We start from the raw sequence: 17,350 nt of genomic DNA on the forward strand, positions 1-17,350 counted from the left end.
CCCGTTGCCGTCAGCACTGGCTCAAAACAGCGGTTGGTCGCAGGCCAGCAACAGAGTAAATTAACGCTTTTGCATGACGATAAGAGTACTGATGATGGCGAACTGGCAATCTATTGACGACCTGCAGGACATTGCAGCCGATTTACCGCGTTTCACTAACGCCTTTGCGGCGCTTTCCGCCCGCCTGGGTCTGGATATCGCTCCGCTCGCGGCGGACCACATCTCCCTGCGCTGCCATCAGAATGCCACTGCGGAGCGCTGGCGGCGCGGGTTTGAGCAGTGCGGCGAACTGCTCTCGGAAAACATCATCAATGGTCGTCCTATCTGTCTCTTTAAGCTGCATGAACCCGTCTGCGTCGCCCACTGGCGCTTTACGGTGGTTGAACTGCCGTGGCCGGGTGAAAAACGCTACCCCCACGAAGGCTGGGAGCATATCGAGATTGTCCTGCCCGGCGACCCGGAAACCCTGAATGCCCGCGCCCTGGCGCTGCTCTCTGATGAGGGCTTAAGTCAGCCGGGCATTTTTGTGAAAACCAGCTCGCCAAAAGGGGAGCGCGAGCGCCTGCCAAACCCGACCCTGGCGGTTACCGACGGCAGCGTGACGGTGAAGTTTCACCCCTGGACAATCGAAGAGATTGACGCCAGTGAACAATAAAGCGAAAGAGTTGTGAGGTGACGCTGTGTCGCGGGGAAGGCGGCATGGCATGATGCAAAACCCAACAGGCTATAAGGAGGCTTCGTGGCATTGCTGGAGATCTGTTGTTACAGCATGGAGTGCGCCGTGACCGCGCAGGGGCATGGCGCCGATCGCATCGAACTCTGTGCCGCCCCGAAAGAGGGCGGGCTGACCCCCTCTTATGGGGTGCTGAAATCGGTGCGTCAGGCGGTGAGCATTCCGGTTCACCCGATTATTCGCCCCCGCGGCGGGGACTTTTGCTACAGCAGCGGCGAATTTAACGCCATGCTGGAGGATATCGCCCTCGTCAAGGAGCTGGGTTTTCCGGGGCTGGTGACCGGTCTGCTCGATGAGGACGGCCATATCGATATGCCGCGCATGCGCCAGATTATGGCCGCCGCAGAGGGGATGGCGATAACTTTTCATCGCGCCTTCGATATGTGCGTAAATCCACGGCAAGCCTTTGAAAACCTCGCGGAACTGGGGGTTGCGCGTGTGTTGACTTCGGGTCAACACGCCTCCGCAGAAAAAGGTATTTCATTAATTAAGGAACTAAAAGCGCAATCAGGTGTTCCAATAATAATGGCGGGTGCTGGCGTTCGTGCCGCCAATCTGGAGACGTTTTTACAGGCAGGGGTGGAAGAGTTGCACAGCTCGGCAGGCAAGTGGTTGCCGTCACCCATGCGCTATCGCAACACCGGCTTGTCGATGTCGACGGATGCCGACGCGGATGAATATTCCCGCTACGGCGTCGAGGGAGAGTCGGTTGCAGAGATGAAGGCGATAATTGAAAGGTATTGTCGCTAAAACAGTTTTTACCGCGCATCATGTCGCCCAATATGATGCTTGTTTGTACCAGGCCCCTGCAATTTCAACAGGGGTCTTTTTTTATGCATTTTCCGGCGACACGGCACCGTTTTTGTAGGCCGGGTAAGGCGAAGCCGCCACCCGGCAAAAATCACGGCTTAGTGGCAATCAACACCGCGCGGACCGGGGCTGGATAACCTTCAATCGTTTTGCTGCTGTCATTCGGATCGAGGAACTCGGCCAGAGATTCGGTGGTCATCCACTCGGTACGGCGCTGTTCGTCGGTAGTGGTAGGGCAGACATCCGCGATGCGGATATCGACAAAACCGCACTTCGCCAGCCAGTTTTTCAGCGCCAGCGCCGACGGAATAAAGTAGACGTTACGCATCTGGGCATAGCGATCCCCTGGCACCAGCACGGTGTTCTCATCCCCTTCCACCACCAGCGTCTCCAGCACCAGCTCACCGCCGTTGACCAGCTGATCTTTCAGCTGCCAGAGGTGTTCCAGCGGAGAGCGGCGATGGTAGAGCACGCCCATCGAGAAGACGGTGTCGAACGCCGCCAGCGCCGGGAGTTGCTCAATCCCCAGCGGCAGCAGGTGCGCGCGCTGGTCGTTGCCCAGCAGTTTGCGCACCGCTTCGAACTGGCAGAGGAACAGCTGGGTCGGGTCGATGCCTACCGCCAGATGGGCGCCTGCGCCAATCATACGCCACATGTGATAGCCGCTGCCGCAGCCGACATCCAGAATGGTGCGTCCGGTTAAATCAGAGAGGTGCGGCAGCACGCGCTCCCACTTCCAGTCTGAACGCCATTCGGTGTCGATCTGCATGCCGTAGAGAGAAAACGGCCCTTTGCGCCACGGCATCAGGTTGCGCATCAGGTTTTCGAGACGCAGCATCTGGCCTTCGCTCAGCGGTTGTTCGCTCTCGGCGGTAACGCTGTGCAGCAGGTCGAGCTTATAGGGCGTCATTTCCGGCAGAAATTCCACCGCATTTTTCCACTGCTTAAACTGGCCGTGCAGGGATTCACGCTGCCAGGCGGCGATCTGCGCGGGCAGGGTTTCCAGCCAGTGGGAGAGGTGGTTTTTGGCAATCAGCTGATAAAAGTTACCGAAATCAATCATGCGTTACCGCCTTTCAGCGCCACCAGTGAGCCAAAGTTGAAGCACTGGAACCACAGCTCGCTGTGCGCGAATCCGGCTTTGTGCAGTCGGGCTTTGTGGGTCTCAACCGAATCGGTCAGCATCACATTTTCCAGCATGCTGCGCTTCTGGCTGATCTCCAGCTCGCTGTAGCCGTTGGCACGTTTGAAATCGTGGTGCATGTTGAACAGCAGTTCGCCGACGGTGGCATCTTCGAAACTGAATTTTTCCGAAAGCACCAGAGCGCCGCCAGGGTTCAGCCCCTGATAAATTTTGTCCAGCAACAGCTGACGGTCTTCGGGCACCAGGAATTGCAGGGTAAAATTCAGCACCACCATCGAGGCGTTTTTAATCTCGATATGGCGAATATCGCCTTCGACCACTTCTACCGGGGTCGGGGCTTTCCAGGCGTCAATATGGCGGCGGCAGCGTTCGACCATGGCCGGTGAGTTGTCCACAGCGATAATCTTGCAACCGTCGTGCTTAATATTACGACGAACCGACAGCGTGGCTGCGCCCAGCGAACATCCCAGATCGTAGACCTGCGTGTCCGGCTGAACAAAACGTTCCGCCAGCATGCCGATCATGGAGATGATATTAGAGTAGCCGGGGACCGAGCGCTGGATCATATCCGGGAAGACTTCAGCCACCCGTTCATCAAAGGTCCAGTCGCCCAGACTGGCGATAGGCGCAGAAAAAAGCGTGTCGCGATCTGACATAACGTAAAAATCCGGGATAAATAAAGGGGCGTATTGTGCGCTAATGCAGGGAGAAAACCAACTCCCAGGGCATATACCACAGATTAGCCAGCACCATTAGCACAAGCGAACACCAGGTCGCGCTCATGCCGGAGCGGCGCCAGCGGAACAGGCGCTGATGGAGACCATAGTAGTGCATCAGGCGTCCAAGGATCAGCAGCAGGCCGCAGACGTGCACCATCCAGGTCTCCGCGCCATTCATTTCCATAAATAACAGCAAGATCAGTGCCGCCGGGAGATACTCCACCGCATTGCCATGAATGCGGATTGCGGTTTGCAACTCAGAGAAACCTCCGTCGCCATAAGAGACGCGGTACAACATCCGCAGGCGCGCAATATCGAACGAAAACTTGATTAACAGTAACGCACCCAGTACCGCATACAGCGCGCAAACCATACAAACTCCCTGTTTTTTGGCAGATGGCACTTCTATGATAGGGGGTGAGCTCAGAAAAGAGAAGATTGTTGCGGGATCGTGGGAGCGTCGCCAATGGACGGCGCCACGGCCTGCAAGGCGTGCCAGAGAGCATCGACCAGTTGCGGCGCCTGGGCGATATCAGGGGTATGCAAAAAAAGATACGGCGTGGCGGTCTGTTCCCACTTCGCCAGGGTCTGTAACCAGACAGCAAACAGCGCCTGGTTTTGCGGCATGTTGTCGCTGCCGATAAAACGCACCATTGGATTGCTGGCGGTCATCACCGCATGAACCGGTACCTTCGGTTTTTTACGCTGGGCATCGATGATGGCCTCGTTGTGCGGCACGGCGGCGTGAACCGGGCGGCTGTCGAGAATGGTGCGATTGACGCCGCGCTCATGCAGACCGCGGTTAAGCGCTTTCTCCGCCTCGCCTTTCATGAAGAACTCAGGATGACGAACCTCAACGCCATAAGTGAACTCCCGGGGCAGGGCATCAAGAAACTGCCATAGCGCGGGCAGATCGCGTGGGCCAAAGGTGGCGGGGAGCTGCACCCAGTACTGGCCGATGCGGTTGGCCAGCGGCGACAGGCGGGTAAAAAATTCTGCGGTTAAATCGTCACAGTTACGCAGCGCAGCCTGATGGGAGATGGTGGCCGGGAATTTAAAGCAGAAACGAAAGTCGTCGCTGGTCTGCTCTCGCCAGCGCGCCACCACTTCAGGTTTAGGCAGGGCATAGAGCGTGGTGTTACCCTCCACACAATTAAAGTGGCGGGCGTACTCTTCAAGACCCGTTATGCCCAGCCGCACCCATTTCGGGTGCGACCATTGGGGTAACCCCAGATAGATCATAGTGCGTTGATTATCTCTTCGGTGCTGCGTACCCGGCCAATACGCGGGAAGATATTCGTCATACTGCCGAGGTGCTGCTCGGCCGAGGCTGCGCTGCAGGCATCTTCGGCGATCACCAGGTTAAAGCCCAGCTCCCAGGCGTTGCGGGCGGTGGATTCGACGCCAATATTGGTGGAGATCCCACACAGAATGATCGTATCGATGCCGCGACGACGCAGCTGTAACTCAAGATCGGTGCCGTAAAACGCGCCCCACTGGCGCTTGGTCACTTCGATATCGCTCTCTTGCTTACCCAGTGACAGCGGGTAGTCCCACCAGTTTTCCGGCAGAGCATGGGCAGGGGCTTGTGCATCTACCGGCTGCTTCAGCGCCTCGGCGAAATCAGCGGACCAGCCCACGCGGACCATCACCACCGGCGAGCCGCTGGTGCGGCATTTTTCCGCCAGACGTGCACTGCGGCTGACCACATCCTGAGCGGTATGCGGGCCACCGGCAAAGGGCAGGATCCCTTCCTGTAAATCAATCACCACAAGGGCGGTACGGGCAGCGTCGAGTGTGAACATGGTTTTTCCTGTTAAATAGTGAGCCATGCTAATACCTTACGCTGAGCCAGCCTGTTCCAGGTCTGATATTTTTGTTAAATTTTGTGAGAATATGCAAGATGCGAGCAGCAAACGCGCGCATGGCGCGCTTCTCTCTTATCGTCTGGCGGAATTTCCAGTATAATAGCCGCCTTTTTTCATCCAGTTTGACATACAAAAAGCTGCGACATAGTAGCCTGCGGCTAAGTTAAGGGATATCTCATGCGTACAGAATATTGCGGGCAGCTGCGTCAGTCCCACGTCGGACAGCAGGTGACCTTGTGTGGTTGGGTCAACCGTCGTCGTGATCTTGGCAGCCTTATCTTTATCGATATGCGCGACCGTGAAGGCATCGTGCAGGTGTTTTTCGATCCAGACCGCGCCGATGCGTTAAAGCTGGCAGCTGAACTGCGTAACGAGTTCTGCATCCAGGTGACCGGTACCGTGCGTGCGCGTGACGAGAAAAACATCAACAGCGACATGGCGACCGGCGAAATCGAAGTGCTGGCGACCGATCTGACCATCATCAACCGTTCAGAATCGCTGCCGCTGGATTTCAACCACGTCAATACCGAAGAAGCGCGTCTGAAATATCGCTACCTCGATCTGCGTCGCCCGGAAATGGCCGAACGCCTGAAAACCCGCGCGAAAATCACCAGCCTGGTGCGCCGCTTTATGGACGATCACGGTTTCCTCGATATCGAAACCCCGATGCTGACCAAAGCGACCCCGGAAGGCGCGCGCGACTACCTCGTGCCATCCCGCGTCCATAAGGGCAAATTCTACGCGCTGCCACAGTCTCCTCAGCTGTTCAAACAGCTGCTGATGATGTCCGGTTTCGACCGCTACTATCAGATCGTCAAATGCTTCCGTGACGAAGACCTGCGCGCTGACCGTCAGCCAGAATTTACCCAGATCGACGTCGAGACCTCCTTCATGACTGCCGAGCAGGTGCGTGAAGTGATGGAAGCGCTGGTGCGCAGCCTGTGGCTGGACGTGAAGGGCGTGGATCTGGGCGACTTCCCGATCATGACCTTCGCCGAAGCCGAGCGCCGCTACGGCTCTGACAAGCCCGACCTGCGTAACCCAATGGAGCTGGTAGATGTTGCCGACCTGGTGAAAGGCGTTGAGTTTGCGGTCTTCTCCGGCCCGGCTAACGATCCGAAAGGCCGCGTGGCTGCCCTGCGCGTACCGGGCGGTGCGAGCCTGAGCCGTAAGCAGATCGACGACTACGGTAACTTCATCAAGATTTATGGCGCGAAAGGCCTGGCTTACATCAAAGTCACCGAGCGCGCGAAAGGCATCGAAGGCATCACCAGCCCGGTGGCGAAATTCCTGAATGCTGAGATTGTCGAATCCATCCTGGCGCGCACCGAAGCCCAGGACGGCGACATGATCTTCTTCGGGGCAGACAACAAGAAAGTGGTTGCCGATTCAATGGGCGCACTGCGTCTGAAGTTGGGTAAAGATCTGAACCTGACCGACGAAGCTAAATGGGCGCCGCTGTGGGTTATCGACTTCCCAATGTTTGAAGACGACGGCGAAGGCGGCCTGACCGCTATGCATCACCCGTTCACCTCGCCGAAAGATATGAGCGCGGCAGAGCTGAAAGCGGCGCCGGAAGAGGCTGTGGCGAATGCCTACGATATGGTCATCAACGGCTACGAAGTGGGTGGCGGTTCCGTGCGTATCTACAGCGGTGAAATGCAGCAGACCGTGTTTGGTATTCTGGGCATTAACGAACAAGAGCAGCGCGAGAAGTTTGGCTTCCTGCTGGACGCGCTGAAGTACGGTACTCCGCCGCACGCGGGCCTGGCCTTTGGTCTGGATCGCCTGACCATGCTGCTGACCGGTACCGACAACATTCGTGATGTTATCGCCTTCCCGAAAACCACCGCCGCGGCGTGTCTGATGACCGAAGCGCCAAGCTTTGCTAACCCAACCGCCCTGAGCGAGCTGGGTATCGAAGTGGTGAAAAAGGAAGAGAAAAACTGATATGGCATATAAGCTTCCCGTTTCCGTGTTAGTGATCATTTATGCAGAAGACACGAAGCGGGTGCTCATGTTGCAGCGACGCGACGATCCCGCTTTCTGGCAGTCGGTAACCGGCAGCCTGGAGGAGGGAGAAACCGCGTTGCAGGCCGCCGCGCGCGAAGTAAAGGAAGAGGTCACCATTGACGTTGCTCGCGAGCAACTGACCCTGAAGGACTGTCAGCGCACGGTGGAGTTTGAAATTTTTAGTCATTTACGTCATCGCTATGCGCCGGGGACTGAACGCAATACAGAATCCTGGTTCTGCCTTGCGCTTCCCCACGAACGGGAGATCGTGTTCACCGAACATTTGACCTACCGCTGGGTTAATGCGACCGAAGCTGCGGCGTTAACCAAGTCGTGGAGCAACCGGCAGGCGATTGAAGAATTTGTAATTAACGCCGCCTGAAAGGGCGCGCTCTTTGAGGATATTTTTATGGCAGGTCATAGTAAGTGGGCCAACACCAAACACCGCAAAGCGGCACAGGATGCCAAACGCGGTAAGATCTTTACCAAAATCATTCGCGAGCTGGTCACCGCAGCCCGTCTGGGTGGCGGCGATGCCGGTTCCAACCCGCGTCTGCGCGCAGCGATCGATAAAGCGCTGAGCAACAACATGACCCGCGACACCCTGAACCGTGCTATCGCCCGTGGCGTAGGCGGCGATGAAGACGCGAACATGGAAACCATCATTTATGAAGGTTACGGTCCTGGCGGTACAGCGGTCATGGTTGAATGTCTGTCCGACAACCGTAACCGTACCGTGGCGGAAGTGCGTCATGCCTTCAGCAAAACCGGTGGCAACCTGGGTACCGACGGTTCCGTTGCCTACCTGTTCAGCAAAAAAGGCGTCATCTCCTTCGAGAAAGGCGACGAAGATGTGATCATGGAAGCGGCGCTGGAAGCCGGTGCTGAAGATGTGGTGACCTATGACGACGGCGCGATTGACGTCTATACCGCATGGGAAGAGATGGGCGCGGTGCGTGATGCACTGGAAGCGGCGGGCCTGAAAGCCGACGCGGCTGAAGTCTCCATGATCCCGTCCACCAAAGCGGACATGGATGCGGAAACCGCACCAAAACTGCTGCGTCTGATCGATATGCTCGAAGATTGCGACGATGTGCAGGAAGTCTACCACAACGGTGAAATCTCCGACGAGGTTGCGGCTACGCTGTAATGGCCCAACGTAAACCAATAACCGGAGCGGCGTGATGGCAATTATTCTCGGTATTGACCCGGGCTCACGCATCACCGGTTATGGCGTTATCCGTCAGGTCGGGCGACAGTTGACCTACCTGGGCAGTGGGTGTATCCGTACCAAAGTGGACGATCTGCCGTCGCGCCTGAAGCTGATCTATGCGGGCGTGACGGAGATCATCACCCAGTTCCAGCCGGACTATTTCGCCATTGAACAGGTATTTATGGCGAAAAACGCCGACTCGGCGCTGAAGCTTGGCCAGGCGCGCGGCGTGGCGATTGTCGCGGCGGTGAATCAGGATCTGCCGGTGTTTGAATACGCCGCACGGCAGGTTAAGCAGACCGTGGTGGGAATTGGCAGTGCGGAAAAAAGCCAGGTGCAGCACATGGTGCGTACCCTGCTTAAACTGCCCGCTAATCCGCAGGCGGATGCTGCCGATGCCCTGGCGATCGCCATTACCCATTGCCACATCAGCCAGAATGCGGTGCAGATGAGCGAATCGCGGCTCAATCTGGCGCGCGGTCGATTGCGCTAAATGTAAAAATCAGGCTGGATGTTTATCCAGCCTTTTTTTATTATGGCAGCGGTAACTTTTAGCCCTTAACGCAGGAGCGTCACGTGATAGGCAGACTCAGAGGCATCATTCTAGAAAAACAACCCCCGATAGTGCTGCTTGAGACCGGAGGCGTGGGCTACGAAGTCCATATGCCAATGACCTGTTTCTATGAATTGCCGGACGCGGGCAAGGAAGCGATTGTCTTTACCCACTTTGTGGTGCGTGAAGATGCCCAGCTGCTGTATGGCTTTAACAACAAGCAGGAACGCACCCTGTTTAAAGAGCTGATTAAAACCAACGGCGTGGGGCCAAAACTGGCGCTGGCGATCCTCTCCGGGATGTCGGCTCCGCAGTTTGTTAACGCCGTAGAGCGTGAAGATCCCGCTGCCCTGGTTAAGCTCCCTGGCATCGGTAAGAAAACGGCCGAGCGCCTGATTGTCGAGATGAAAGATCGCTTTAAAGGTCTGCATGGCGATCTGTTTACCCCTGCCGCCGACCTGGTGCTGACCTCACCGGCTGGCCCGGCAACAGACGATGCAGAACAGGAAGCGGTTGCCGCGCTGGTGGCGCTGGGCTATAAACCTCAGGAAGCGAGCCGGATGGTCAGCAAGATTGCTAAACCGGACGCCACCAGTGAAACCCTGATTCGTGAAGCGCTGCGCGCCGCATTGTGAGGTAAAGGATGATTGAAGCAGACCGTCTGGTCTCGGCAGGCAGTGTTCAGACAGAAGATCTGGTGGACAGGGCGATCCGCCCGAAACTGCTTGATGAGTATATTGGCCAGCCGCAGGTGCGTTCGCAGATGGAGATCTTTATCCAGGCGGCGAAACTTCGTGGCGATGCCCTCGATCACCTGTTGATTTTCGGCCCGCCGGGGCTCGGGAAAACGACCCTCGCAAATATCGTCGCCAATGAGATGGGCGTGAACCTGCGCACCACCTCCGGCCCGGTGCTGGAAAAGGCAGGGGATCTGGCGGCGATGCTGACCAACCTTGAACCCCACGACGTGCTGTTTATCGATGAGATCCACCGCCTGTCACCGGTGGTGGAAGAGGTGCTCTATCCGGCGATGGAAGATTACCAGCTGGATATCATGATTGGCGAAGGTCCGGCAGCGCGTTCGATTAAAATTGATCTGCCGCCTTTCACGCTGATTGGCGCCACCACCCGCGCGGGGTCGTTAACCTCACCGCTGCGCGATCGTTTCGGCATTGTGCAGCGTCTTGAGTTTTATCAGGTGCCCGATCTCCAGCATATCGTCAGCCGCAGCGCGCGCTTTATGGGGTTGGATATGAGCGAAGAGGGGGCCTTTGAAGTGGCGAAGCGTTCCCGCGGGACGCCACGTATTGCCAACCGGCTGCTGCGCAGGGTGCGTGATTTTGCCGAGGTGAAGCACGACGGCACTATTTCGCATGAGATCGCCGCCCAGGCGCTGGATATGCTGAACGTCGATGCCGAAGGATTTGACTATATGGACCGCAAGCTGCTGCTGGCGGTGCTGGATAAATTCTTTGGCGGGCCGGTCGGACTGGATAACCTGGCGGCGGCCATTGGCGAAGAGCGTGAGACGATTGAAGATGTGCTGGAACCCTATCTGATCCAGCAGGGCTTTTTGCAGCGTACGCCGCGCGGGCGCATGGCGACGGTGCGGGCCTGGGATCACTTTGGCATAACGCCGCCGGAGATGCCGTAACCTCGGCGGAAATTGCCGGATGGTGGTTGCGCCTTATCCAGCCTGCCCTGTAGGCCCGGTAAGCGTAGCGCCACCGGGCAATTAATAACCTCAGCTGGCCGGTTTCTTCATCATGCTGAAGATAAACAGCATCGCCGCGCACAGCACCACCGACGGTCCGGCAGGGGTGTCGTAAAACGCCGAGAAGGTCAGCCCGCCGGTCACGGCAATCATCCCCACCCCCACGGCCACACCGGCCATCTGCTCCGGGGTACGGGCAAAACGACGGGCGGTGGCGGCTGGGATAATCAGCAGTGAGGTGATGATCAGCGCCCCGACAAACTTCATCGCCACGCCAATGGTCAGGGCAGTGACCAGCATCAGCAGCAGTTTCACGCGCTGCAGCTTCACGCCATCAACAAAGGCTAAATCCGGGCTGATGGTCATCGCCAGCAGGTTACGCCACTGCCACAGCAGGATTGCGAGGACAATCACCACCCCGATGGCAATGGCGATCAAGTCATCAGGCGTCACCGCCAGCAGATCGCCAAACAGATAGGCCATCAGATCCACGCGAATATTGGACATCAGGCTGACTACCACCAGACCCAGCGACAGGGCGCTGTGGGCCATGATCCCAAGCAGCGTATCCACCGCCAGATGCGGGCGCTTCTCCAGCCAGACCAGGCCGGCGGCCAGCAGCAGCGTAACCACAATCACCGCGTAGAAAGGATTCACATCCAGCAGCAAACCAAACGCCACCCCCAGCAGGGAAGCGTGCGCCAGCGTATCGCCAAAGTAGGACATCCGGCGCCAGACAACAAACGAGCCCAGTGGACCCGCCGCGCAGGCGAGCATCATCCCGGCCAGCCAGCCGGGCAGTAAGAGTTCAATCATGAGTTACCGTTTCCCCGGCGAAGGACAATGCGTCCCTGCAAATCATGGCGGTGGTTGTGATGGTGGCGATAAATGCCCAGCTGTTCGGCACCGCGAGGACCAAACATCGAGATAAACTCCGGATGCATGGAGACCACTTCCGGCGTGCCGGAGCAGCAGATGTGATGGTTCAGACAGAGCACTTCGTCCGTTTTCGCCATGACCAGATGCAGGTCGTGCGACACCATCAGGACGGCGCAGTCCAGCTCTTTACGCAGCTGATCGATGAGGTCATACAGGGCAACCTGGCCGTTGACATCCACACCCTGAGTCGGCTCGTCGAGCACCAGCAGCTGCGGCTTATTCAGCAGGGCGCGGGCCAGCAGCACACGCTGGGTTTCGCCACCGGAGAGCTTTTGCAGGGGCGCGTCGATAAGATGCCCGGCCTGCACCCGCTTGAGCGCCGGAAGAATATCCTCTTTACGCGTATCGGGACGCAGACGCAGGAAACGGCTGACCGTCAGCGGCAGCGTGGCGTCCAGATGCAGTTTCTGAGGGACATAGCCAATACGTAGCTGCCGGTCACGCTTGATCAGGCCTGCATCGGGTGCTACCAGACCGAGTACAACCCGCACCAGCGTTGATTTACCCGCGCCGTTAGGGCCGAGCAATGTCAGAATTTTGCCTGGCTTCAGATCCAGCGAAACGTCAGAGAGGACGCGGCGCTGACCAAATGAAACCGAAATATTTTCGAGAGAAACCAAAGTCGTCATATCAATTTATGCTTGCAGAAGTCATCGAATGTTATAATATCACATTCCACATGTTCATTACGATGATTAGTCGCATTATGTTACAGAAAAATACGCTTCTTTTCGCTGGATTATCCGCCGCCCTTTGGGGTACCGCAGTACAAGATGTTAACGCCGCCGTTGTCGCTTCGCTTAAACCGCTCGGTTTTATCGCTTCAGCTATTGCAGATGGCGTCACAGAAACCCAGGTTTTATTACCTGATGGTGCGTCAGAGCATGACTATTCTCTGCGCCCTTCGGACGTAAAACGTTTACAAAACGCGGACTTAGTAGTATGGATTGGCCCGGAGATGGAAGCCTTCATGCAAAAGTCAGCGAGTCAGCTGCCTGACGCTAAACAGGTTAACATCTCTGGCCTTGCAGGTGTGAAACCGCTTCTCATGAAAGGGGCGGATGATGACGATCACGACCACGATCATGGCCATGGTGCAGAGGAAAAAGGTGATGAGCATCACCATCACGGTGACTACAACATGCACCTTTGGCTTTCACCAGAAATAGCGCGGCTGTCAGCGGTTGCAATCCATGAAAAATTAGTGGAACTTATGCCGCAAAGTCGAGCCAAACTAGACGCCAACCTGAAGGATTTTGAGGCACAACTTGCCGCAACCGATAAGCAGGTGGGTACCGAGCTCGCACCATTGAAAGGTAAGGGATATTTCGTTTTTCATGATGCCTATGGCTACTACGAAAAACACTACGGTCTTACGCCGCTTGGCCACTTCACCGTGAATCCAGAAATTCAACCTGGTGCGCAGCGTTTACATGAAATCAGAACACAGTTGGTTGAGCAAAAAGCGACCTGCGTTTTTGCTGAGCCACAGTTCAGGCCAGCGGTCGTTGAAGCCGTGGCAAGGGGAACGTCCGTACGTATGGGCACCCTTGATCCATTGGGAACCTCTATCCAGTTGAGCAAAGCGAGCTATTCGCAGTTCCTCAGCCAACTGGCGAACCAGTATGCGAGCTGCCTGAAAGGAGATTAACGAGGAAGTGATTACGTGCAACAGATAGCCCGCTCTGTCGCCCTGGCATTTAACAATCTGCCCCGGCCCCACCGCGTCATGCTGGGGTCGCTTACAGTTCTCACCTTAGCGGTCGCCGTCTGGCGGCCCTATATTTACCACCCAAATTCCGCGCCAGTTATCAGAACCATTGAGCTGGAAAAGAGTGAAATTCGCTCCCTGCTGCCGGAAGCCAGTGAACCTATCGACCAGGCCCCGCAGGAAGAAGAAGCTATTCCGCAGGATGAGCTTGATGAAAAGACCGAAGCCGAAGTGGGCGTACACGAATATGTCGTGTCAACGGGCGATACATTAAGCAGCGTTCTGAACCAGTACGGCATTGAAATGGGTGAAATCAGCCAGCTTGCTGCGTCTGATAAAGATCTGCGAAACCTGAAAATCGGTCAACAGCTCTCCTGGACCCTCACCGATAACGGTGACTTGCAGCGCCTGACCTGGGAAGTCTCCCGTCGTGAAACCCGCACTTACGATCGTACTGAAAACGGTTTCAAGATGAGCAGCGAAATGCAGCAGGGTGACTGGATCAACAGCGCCATCAAGGGCACCTTAAGCGGCGGTAGTTTTGTTGCCAGCGCCCGTGATGCGGGGCTGACCAGCGGTGAAATCAGCTCGGTGATCAAAGCCATGCAGTGGCAGATGGACTTCCGTAAGCTGAAAAAAGGCGATTCGTTTTCGGTGCTGATGTCCCGCGAAATGCTGGACGGCAAGCGCGAACAGAGCCAGCTGCTGGGCGTCCGTCTACGCACGGATGGTAAAGACTATTACGCCATCCGCGCCGAAGACGGTAAATTCTACGATCGTAACGGTACGGGTCTGGCGAAAGGCTTTTTACGCTTCCCGACCTCGAAACAGTTCCGTGTCTCTTCGAACTTTAACCCGCGTCGTCTGAACCCGGTCACTGGCCGTGTTGCGCCGCACCGTGGGGTGGATTTCGCCATGCCGCAGGGTACGCCTGTTCTGGCAGTCGGTGACGGCGAAGTGGTCATGGCAAAACGCAGTGGCGCGGCGGGCTATTATGTCGCCATACGTCACGGGCGCACCTACACCACGCGCTATATGCACCTGCGTAAGCTGCTGGTGAAGCCGGGCCAGAAAGTGAAACGTGGCGACCGTATTGCGCTGTCGGGCAATACCGGGCGTTCTACCGGCCCGCATCTGCACTATGAAGTGTGGATTAACCAGCAGGCGGTCAACCCGTTAACGGCGAAGCTGCCGCGCACCGAAGGGCTGACCGGTAAAGACCGCAGCGATTATCTGGCACAGGTCAAAGAAGTTATTCCGCAGCTGACCCTGAATTAATTCAGCAGCGATAAAAGCCGGTGCACTCCTGCACCGGCTTTTTCTTTTGTGCGTTGCACATGGCCTCGCTAAACTATCTCATCATTCTTTAAAGCATCACCCGCCCTGGAAAAAGCATGGAAACCAAAAAGAACAATAGTGAATACATTCCTGAATTTGAGAAATCGTTTCGTCATCCGCGCTTCTGGGGCGCCTGGCTGGGTGTCTATGCCTTTGCAGGTATTGCGATGCTGCCTCCCTCCGTGCGCGATCCGCTGCTCGGCAAGGTGGGGCGCCTGGCGGGCAAACTGGGCAAAAGCGCCCGCCGTCGCGCCCAGATAAACCTTTTTTACTGCCTCCCGGAGAAGAGCGAGGCAGAACGCGAAGCCATCATTGATGAGATGTTCACGACCGCGCCGCAGGCGATGGCGATGATGGCTGAGCTGGCTTTACGCGGGCCGGAAAAAATGACCAGCCGGGTCGACTGGAAAGGGCTGGAGATCATCGAAGAGATGCGTCGCAACGATGAAAAGGTGATCTTCCTGGTGCCGCACGGCTGGGGCGTGGATATTCCGGCGATGTTGATGGCCTCGCAGGGGCAAAAAATGGCGGCCATGTTCCACAATCAGGGAAATAAGGTCTTTGATTATGTCTGGAACACCGTGCGTCGTCGCTTCGGCGGACGCCTGCATGCCCGTAACGACGGGATTAAGCCGTTTATTCAGTCCGTACGTCAGGGTTACTGGGGATACTATCTCCCGGATCAGGATCACGGTGCGGAACACAGCGAGTTTGTTGATTTCTTTGCAACCTATAAAGCGACGTTACCCGCCATTGGCCGCTTGATGAAAGTATGCCGGGCACGGGTGATTCCGCTCTTCCCCATTTATGACGGCAAAACCCATCGACTGACGATTGAAGTCCGCCCGCCGATGGATGACCTGCTGACGGCGGACGACAACACTATTGCGCGCCGGATGAACGAAGAGGTGGAGATTCTGGTGGGACCCCACGCGGAGCAGTACACCTGGATCCTGAAGCTGCTGAAGACGCGCAAGCCGGGCGAGAAAGAGCCGTACAAGCGCAAAGAACTCTATCCGAAGAAATAAAAAATCCCCCGGAAACGGGGGATTTTTTTATTGCCCGGCGGCGCTGCGCTTGCACGGGCCTACGGACCTGTAGGCCGGGTAAGCGCAGCGCCACCGGGCGAAACCGTCGGATTATTCGACGGTCATCACGCGGGTGGTGTTGGTCGAGCCGATGGTGCTCATCACATCGCCCTGGGTGACGATAACGATATCCCCGGAGACGAGATAGCCTTTATCGCGCAGCAGGTTCACGGCGTCATTTGCCGCGGCCACACCGTCGTTATTGCTGTCGAAGAACACCGGCGTTACGCCGCGATAGAGCGCGGTCAGGTTCAGTGTGCGCTCATGGCGGGACATGGCGAAGATCGGCAGACCGGAGCTGATACGGGAGGTCATCAGCGCGGTACGGCCCGATTCGGTCATGGTGATGATCGCCGTCACGCCCTTCAGGTGGTTCGCCGCGTACATAGCGGACATCGCAATCGCCTCTTCCACGTTGTCGAACTGAATGTCCAGACGGTGTTTGGAGACGTTGATGCTTGGGATCTTCTCTGCACCCAGGCAGACGCGCGCCATTGCGGCCACGGTCTCCGCCGGATACTGACCGGCAGCGGTTTCCGCAGAGAGCATCACCGCATCGGTGCCGTCGAGGACGGCGTTCGCCACGTCCATCACTTCCGCACGGGTCGGCATCGGGTTGGTGATCATCGACTCCATCATCTGGGTTGCAGTGATCACGGAGCGGTTAAGCTGACGCGCACGGCGGATCAGCGCTTTCTGGATCCCGACCAGTTCCGGGTCGCCAATCTCAACGCCCAGGTCACCGCGGGCAACCATCACCACATCAGACGCCAGGATGATATCGTCCATCGCATCCTGGCTGCAGACCGCTTCAGCACGTTCTACTTTCGCCACGATTTTGGCATCGCAGCCTGCCTCGCGCGCCAGACGGCGGGCATAGTTCAGATCTTCGCCACAGCGCGGGAAGGAGACGGCCAGATAATCCACGCCGATATCCGCGGCGGTGATGATGTCGGCTTTGTCTTTTTCGGTCAGGGCTTCAGCAGAGAGACCGCCGCCCAGCTTGTTGATGCCTTTGTTGTTGGAGAGCGGGCCGCCAACGGTCACTTCGGTGAAGACCTTCATGCCCTGAACGTCGAGCACCTTCAGCTGAACGCGACCATCGTCGAGCAGCAGGATGTCGCCCGGTACCACGTCAGCAGGCAGGCCTTTGTAGTCGATGCCCACTTTCTCTTTATCGCCTTCGCCTTTGCTCAGATTGGCATCCAGCAGGAACTTATCCCCGATATTGAGGAAAACTTTGCCTTCTTTGAAGGTGGAGACACGGATTTTTGGACCCTGCAGATCACCGAGGATAGCGACATGACGTCCCAGTTTTGCCGCGATCTCACGGACCTTGTCTGCACGTAATTTATGATCTTCTGGCGTACCGTGAGAGAAGTTCATACGCACTACGTTGGCGCCTGCGACGATAATTTTCTCAAGGTTATTATCGCGGTCAGTAGCCGGGCCTAAGGTGGTAACGATCTTGGTTCTGCGAAGCCTTCTGGACATGTAATACTCCGTT

19 protein-coding genes are annotated in these 17,350 nt (G+C 56.8%); 11 read left to right on the plus strand and 8 right to left on the minus strand.

Translation table 11 applies throughout. From position 1 onward, the window contains the following. The first annotated feature begins 94 nt into the window (after positions 1 to 94). Positions 95 to 655, plus strand: a complete 561-nt coding sequence (locus C3406_RS13460; protein ID WP_103822391.1) for a VOC family protein — start codon at positions 95 to 97, stop codon at positions 653 to 655. An 84-nt stretch (positions 656 to 739) separates the two neighbouring features. After that, positions 740 to 1,483 carry a copper homeostasis protein CutC gene (cutC, locus tag C3406_RS13465; RefSeq protein WP_103822390.1) on the plus strand — a complete coding sequence of 248 codons (744 nt, stop codon included), beginning with the start codon at positions 740 to 742 and terminating at the stop codon, positions 1,481 to 1,483. A gap of 151 nt (positions 1,484 to 1,634) precedes the next feature. Here cutC and cmoB read toward each other — a convergent pair whose 3' ends face one another. Genes cmoB through C3406_RS13490 form a run of 5 tightly spaced genes read right to left on the minus strand, consistent with a single transcriptional unit; the run spans position 1,635 to position 5,211 of the window. Further along, on the minus strand, positions 1,635 to 2,606 hold the full coding sequence (cmoB, locus tag C3406_RS13470; RefSeq protein WP_103822389.1) for a tRNA 5-methoxyuridine(34)/uridine 5-oxyacetic acid(34) synthase CmoB: 972 nt from the start codon (positions 2,604 to 2,606) through the stop codon (positions 1,635 to 1,637). Beyond that, on the minus strand, positions 2,603 to 3,343 hold the full coding sequence (gene cmoA, locus C3406_RS13475) for a carboxy-S-adenosyl-L-methionine synthase CmoA (RefSeq protein ID WP_103822388.1): 741 nt from the start codon (positions 3,341 to 3,343) through the stop codon (positions 2,603 to 2,605). Before cmoA ends, cmoB begins: the two co-directional genes overlap by 4 nt. 40 nt (positions 3,344 to 3,383) lie before the next feature. Then, positions 3,384 to 3,779 carry an MAPEG family protein gene (locus tag C3406_RS13480; protein ID WP_103180070.1) on the minus strand — a complete coding sequence of 132 codons (396 nt, stop codon included), beginning with the start codon at positions 3,777 to 3,779 and terminating at the stop codon, positions 3,384 to 3,386. Between the two features lie 50 nt (positions 3,780 to 3,829). Then, positions 3,830 to 4,648, minus strand: coding sequence for a DUF72 domain-containing protein (locus C3406_RS13485; protein ID WP_103822387.1), 819 nt, complete (start codon positions 4,646 to 4,648; stop codon positions 3,830 to 3,832). Further along, a complete protein-coding gene (locus C3406_RS13490; RefSeq protein WP_103822386.1) occupies positions 4,645 to 5,211 on the minus strand; it encodes a hydrolase in 567 nt (188 codons plus the stop codon). Before C3406_RS13490 ends, C3406_RS13485 begins: the two co-directional genes overlap by 4 nt. A 240-nt stretch (positions 5,212 to 5,451) precedes the next feature. Here C3406_RS13490 and aspS point away from each other — a divergent pair, with 240 nt between their 5' ends. The 6 genes from aspS to ruvB all read left to right on the plus strand — a co-directional run bounded on the left by aspS (position 5,452) and on the right by ruvB (position 10,707). Beyond that, complete coding sequence (aspS, locus tag C3406_RS13495) at positions 5,452 to 7,224, plus strand: aspartate--tRNA ligase (protein WP_103822385.1); 1,773 nt, start codon at positions 5,452 to 5,454, stop codon at positions 7,222 to 7,224. A gap of 1 nt (position 7,225) precedes the next feature. Next, on the plus strand, positions 7,226 to 7,669 hold the full coding sequence (nudB, locus tag C3406_RS13500) for a dihydroneopterin triphosphate diphosphatase (protein ID WP_103180066.1): 444 nt from the start codon (positions 7,226 to 7,228) through the stop codon (positions 7,667 to 7,669). 27 nt (positions 7,670 to 7,696) lie between these two features. Continuing rightward, positions 7,697 to 8,437 (plus strand): YebC/PmpR family DNA-binding transcriptional regulator, encoded by a 741-nt coding sequence (locus C3406_RS13505; protein ID WP_103180065.1) that lies wholly within the window; start codon positions 7,697 to 7,699, stop codon positions 8,435 to 8,437. Between the two features lie 34 nt (positions 8,438 to 8,471). After that, entirely contained in the window at positions 8,472 to 8,993 is a 522-nt protein-coding gene (gene ruvC, locus C3406_RS13510; protein ID WP_103180064.1) for a crossover junction endodeoxyribonuclease RuvC, read from the plus strand. An 83-nt stretch (positions 8,994 to 9,076) separates the two neighbouring features. After that, entirely contained in the window at positions 9,077 to 9,688 is a 612-nt protein-coding gene (ruvA, locus tag C3406_RS13515; RefSeq protein WP_103822384.1) for a Holliday junction branch migration protein RuvA, read from the plus strand. An 8-nt stretch (positions 9,689 to 9,696) separates the two neighbouring features. Continuing rightward, the gene (gene ruvB, locus C3406_RS13520; protein WP_103180062.1) at positions 9,697 to 10,707 is read left to right on the plus strand and encodes a Holliday junction branch migration DNA helicase RuvB; all 1,011 of its coding nucleotides are present in this window, start codon (positions 9,697 to 9,699) and stop codon (positions 10,705 to 10,707) included. 90 nt (positions 10,708 to 10,797) lie between these two features. Here the strand turns inward: ruvB and znuB are convergent, their stop codons facing one another. Both znuB and znuC read right to left on the minus strand, forming a co-directional pair. Then, positions 10,798 to 11,583 carry a zinc ABC transporter permease subunit ZnuB gene (gene znuB / locus C3406_RS13525; protein ID WP_103822383.1) on the minus strand — a complete coding sequence of 262 codons (786 nt, stop codon included), beginning with the start codon at positions 11,581 to 11,583 and terminating at the stop codon, positions 10,798 to 10,800. After that, complete coding sequence (gene znuC / locus C3406_RS13530; protein ID WP_103822382.1) at positions 11,580 to 12,335, minus strand: zinc ABC transporter ATP-binding protein ZnuC; 756 nt, start codon at positions 12,333 to 12,335, stop codon at positions 11,580 to 11,582. The genes znuB and znuC overlap by 4 nt, the downstream gene beginning before the upstream one ends. Positions 12,336 to 12,412: 77 nt before the next feature. Between znuC and znuA the strand changes: the two genes are divergently transcribed. The 3 genes from znuA (at position 12,413) to lpxM (ending at position 15,783) form a co-directional block, all read left to right on the plus strand. After that, complete coding sequence (znuA, locus tag C3406_RS13535) at positions 12,413 to 13,357, plus strand: zinc ABC transporter substrate-binding protein ZnuA (RefSeq protein ID WP_139157123.1); 945 nt, start codon at positions 12,413 to 12,415, stop codon at positions 13,355 to 13,357. A gap of 15 nt (positions 13,358 to 13,372) precedes the next feature. After that, complete coding sequence (gene mepM / locus C3406_RS13540; protein ID WP_103826467.1) at positions 13,373 to 14,695, plus strand: murein DD-endopeptidase MepM; 1,323 nt, start codon at positions 13,373 to 13,375, stop codon at positions 14,693 to 14,695. Between the two features lie 116 nt (positions 14,696 to 14,811). Continuing rightward, positions 14,812 to 15,783 carry a lauroyl-Kdo(2)-lipid IV(A) myristoyltransferase gene (gene lpxM / locus C3406_RS13545; RefSeq protein ID WP_103822380.1) on the plus strand — a complete coding sequence of 324 codons (972 nt, stop codon included), beginning with the start codon at positions 14,812 to 14,814 and terminating at the stop codon, positions 15,781 to 15,783. 111 nt (positions 15,784 to 15,894) lie between these two features. On the opposite strand, the gene pyk is transcribed toward lpxM, so the two are convergent. Next, positions 15,895 to 17,337: a pyruvate kinase gene (pyk, locus tag C3406_RS13550; RefSeq protein WP_103822379.1), complete on the minus strand. Its 1,443-nt coding sequence runs from the start codon at positions 17,335 to 17,337 to the stop codon at positions 15,895 to 15,897. Positions 17,338 to 17,350 lie beyond the last annotated feature (13 nt).

The sequence above is a fragment of the Leclercia sp. LSNIH8 genome, assembly GCF_002920195.1.
Taxonomy (GTDB): domain Bacteria; phylum Pseudomonadota; class Gammaproteobacteria; order Enterobacterales; family Enterobacteriaceae; genus Enterobacter.